Annotated in this window: 3 protein-coding genes; 1 reads left to right on the top strand and 2 read right to left on the bottom strand. The window is 70.0% G+C overall.

Annotated elements, in window-relative coordinates:
- Nucleotides 1-550: 550 nt before the first annotated feature.
- Nucleotides 551-742 (top strand): hypothetical protein, encoded by a 192-nt coding sequence (locus ACGF0D_RS44060; RefSeq protein ID WP_392884120.1) that lies wholly within the window; start codon nucleotides 551-553, stop codon nucleotides 740-742.
- A gap of 150 nt (nucleotides 743-892) precedes the next feature.
- On the opposite strand, the gene istB is transcribed toward ACGF0D_RS44060, so the two are convergent.
- Nucleotides 893-1732: an IS21-like element helper ATPase IstB gene (gene istB, locus ACGF0D_RS44055; protein WP_392884118.1), complete on the bottom strand. Its 840-nt coding sequence runs from the start codon at nucleotides 1730-1732 to the stop codon at nucleotides 893-895.
- Entirely contained in the window at nucleotides 1729-3372 is a 1644-nt protein-coding gene (istA, locus tag ACGF0D_RS44050; RefSeq protein WP_392926187.1) for an IS21 family transposase, read from the bottom strand. Before istA ends, istB begins: the two co-directional genes overlap by 4 nt.
- Between the last annotated feature and the right edge of the window lie 195 nt (nucleotides 3373-3567).

The raw sequence follows: 3567 nt of genomic DNA, 5'->3' as shown, positions 1-3567 counted from the left end.
CTGTCTGCGCCGGTGAGTTTTGGCCCCACCAGAACGGACTCGGCTGGCCCCACTTTTGGGCCGTTCGGGTGAGGGCTCCGGGCGGTGTCGAGAAGGAACGGGTTGAAGTGGCCCCACCCCCGATCGGGTGACGTTTCCCCGGTGTCCCGGGGCGGTGGGGCTCGGGTGGCGATGGCGGTCTGTGGCGGCCGGTAGCGTGGTTCTCACGGCGCCCGCCCGGCCGCGTCCCCTGACAGGAATGCGAACGGGCGGGCGCCGTGTTTGGCGCCCGCCCGTTGACGGGGTGGTGGTCCGACGGTCGGTCAGTGCCCGTTTCTGAACCTGCGATGCCTGGTGAGAGCGTTTCCCAAGCCCGAGACGCTTAGGGGCCGTTCCGATTTCCGTCGTGGTGACGGTGAGCCGAATGGGTCTTGCGTGCCGATTCCCTGCCGGCGGCCTGAACTCCGCGGCAGGGGGCGCGCGGGCCGGATGACCGTGTGGGTGTCGATCCTTCTCCCTCGGGGTAGGGCTGCCCAGGCACGTTCCAAGAGCCTGACCGTAGGAGCACCCGATGGCTGACACCCCCGTAGTCCCCCAGTGGGACAGCACGAAGACCTACAAGATCTACAACGAGGAGGTTGCTTGGAAGGGCATGATCTACACACAGAACTTCGAGAGCACCGACGCGGATCCCGAGCAGAACAGCGCTGCCTGGGGCCAGCCTTGGAAGCCTGCCCGACCTGTGTCTGGGACGGCCAAGTAGCAAGTACACCGGGCAGCCCACGGGCGGAGCTGCTGGCTGGTCGACCAGGCTCGCACCTGTGCTGCAAGAACAGCCCGAAAGCGTCCGGGACGCCGCGGACCGGCTCACCGAGGCGGTCCGCAGCTTCATCAACCTCAGCCGGAACTCAGCTCAGGCCGCGGCGGCCGCCTTGCGCTTGGCCGTGGTGCTGGCGAGGCGGAAGGACTGGGTCCCGGTCTCGATGATGTGGGCCTCGAAGGTGAGCCGGTCCACGATCGCCTGGCAGAGCCGCTTGTCGGTGAAGGTCTGGTCCCACTCGGTGAAGGGCCGGTTCGAGGCGATCGCGATCGCGTGCCGTTCCTCGCGCTCGGTGAAGATCTGGAACAGCAGCTCGGCGCCGTGCCGGTCGAGCTTGACGTAGCCGAGCTCGTCCAGGCAGAGCAGGTCGACCCGCCCGTACTTCTTGATGGTTCGCCCGAGCTGCTTGTCGCTGGCGGCCTCGGCGAGCTCGTTCACCAGGTTCGCCGCGGTGGTGTAGCGGACGCGGCCGCCGGCCTCGGCGATCGCGGTGCCCAGGCCGATCAGCAGGTGCGACTTGCCGGTGCCGGAGTCGCCGATCAGGCAGAGCGGGTTGCCGGCCTGGACCCAGGCGGGCTGGGCCAGGGTGTTGATGACCTCCTGCGGGACGTTCGGGTTCTTCGCGAAGTCGAAGTCCTCGATGCGCTTGTTGCGCGGGAAGCCGGCTTCCTTGACCCGCCGCTGCTTGCGCCGCTCGTCGCGGTCGTCGCACTCGATCCCCAGCAGGTCCGCGAGGAAGTCCGCGTAGGACGACTGCTCGCGCAGGGACTGGGCCGCGACCTCCTCCCAGCGGGAGCGGATCGTGGACAGGCCCAGGCTCCGGCAGGCCGCGTCGATCGTCGCCGCCGGGCTGGCGCCGCGCTGTGCGGGCAGCCCGAAGTAGCCCCACCGCCCCGGAGTTGAAGGGGCGTCGGGGGTGGTGCTCTGGGTCATGCCGAGCCTCTCGGTTGAATGGACAGCAACTGGCCGTAGGCGGCCAGGGAGGGCTCCGGCCGGGTGTCCGGCGGGAGGGCGGAACGGCGCGCGGGCAGGGAGATCACCCGCGCCGCGACGTCGTCCTGGTCTTGGGGCGAGTCGGTGGCGGAGACCGGCGGGGCGATCACCACCGGCGGCGGGCCGCCGGCCGCGGCGAGCGCCTTGCGGGCCTCGATCGCGACCAGGTCCGGGGAGACCGAGCCCGCCTGCAGGACCGCGCTCATGCCCGCGACCACCGCGTTGCCGGGCAGGTGCCGGTGCAGCAGCAGGACGTCGATCAGCGCCCGGGTGCCGTCGGACCGGCCCCGGGCCTCGCGGGCGGCGGCCCAGAACGCGTCGTGGACCGGGGTGAACAGGCCGCTCTCGCGGGCCGCGGCCAGGCCGGTGGAGTGCTCCAGCGCGCCGGGCTTGTTCCGCAGGATTTCCAGGTAGTGGTCGAGCAGGTCGCGGAAGCCGTAGCGGCCGGCCAGCCGCGGGTGCCGGACCACGACCTTGTGCTGCTCGAAGACCAGGACCTCGTCGGCCCGCAGCGAGACCCTCACCGTCCTGCCGATGAACCGGGCCGGGACGGAGTACTTGTTCTGCCGGACCGTGATCCGGGAGGTCTTGTCGACCCGTGGCGTCAGCGTCAGCCCGACGTCGAACTCCTCGTCCGGGACCGGTGCCAGCAGCGGGGCCTCGTAGGCGAAGTCGAAGCCGACCGAGGTGGGCCGGTTGTCGATGTGCCGGGCGTCCTCCTCCGCCTCGATCCACTCGATCCGCTCGTTCAACTCCGCCAGCGTGTCGACCTCGGGGACCGGGACCAGGTGCGAGCGGCGGAAGCGCCCGCCCTCGTGCTCAACGCCGCCCTTCTCGTGCGCGCCTTCCTTGCCGGGCCGGCAGTAGAACGCGTCGAAGCCGTAGTGCGAGCGGAACGCCACCCACCTCTGCGACTCGACCCGCGAGCGGCCGAAGCAGACCTGGGAGACCGCCGGCTTCAGGTTGTCGTAGCGGATGTGCCGGACCGGGACGCCGCCCAGGATCCGGAAGGCGTCGACGTGGCCCTGCATGAAGGCTTCCTGACCGGCCGTCGAGAACACCCGGTGGACCGCCTTGCCCGAATACGACAGCCGCAGCGTGAACATCTGGCACTGCAACGGCTTGCCGTCCACCCGCACCCAGACCTCGGCGAAGTCGACCTCCGCCTCCTCGCCGGGCCGGTGGAACTGCGGAACCATGCCCTCGTGCAGCATCCGGGCCCGGTCCGCCTCGTCCTTGATCTGCGGCCGGCGCACCCGCAGGTAGTCGTTGAGGGTGGTGTAGGCGGCCGCGGTGAACCCGTGCTCGTCCCGCAGCCGGGCCAGGATCCGCTTGTTGGTGTGCCGCTGCTTGGGCGGCGCCGTCAGGTCCGCCCGCAGCATCTCGTCGATCCAGCCCTTGGCCGGGTCCAGCACGGAGCGGCGGGTCACGGGCTCTTTCCGCTTCGGAGGCAACGCGCTGTCCAGGGCCTGACGGACCACCCGGCGGTGGACGGAGTAACGGCGGGCCAACTCCCGGACCGAGGCGTTCTCCAGCCTCTTGTCCCGGCGAATCCGCTCGAACAACTCGACGCGCTGCAAATCTTCGGCCTCCTGACACGGCCGTGACTACGAACTCACACAGCGTGATCCGGTTGCCGAAGCCCGGTCAATCCCGGACTACTCCGAACGAGTGCACCTCTCCGCGTCGAACACCAGGTGGGGCCAACTTTCACCGTTCCTCGGTGGGGCCACTTGCGGCCGTCACCCCGGGGCCAGAAAACACCGTCCTAGACA

The organism is Kitasatospora sp. NPDC048298, from assembly GCF_043201465.1.
Classification (GTDB): Bacteria; Actinomycetota; Actinomycetes; order Streptomycetales; family Streptomycetaceae; genus Kitasatospora.
The sequence above is the reverse complement of the archived record's forward strand: the minus strand, read 5'-3'. Positions and strand labels throughout refer to the sequence as shown.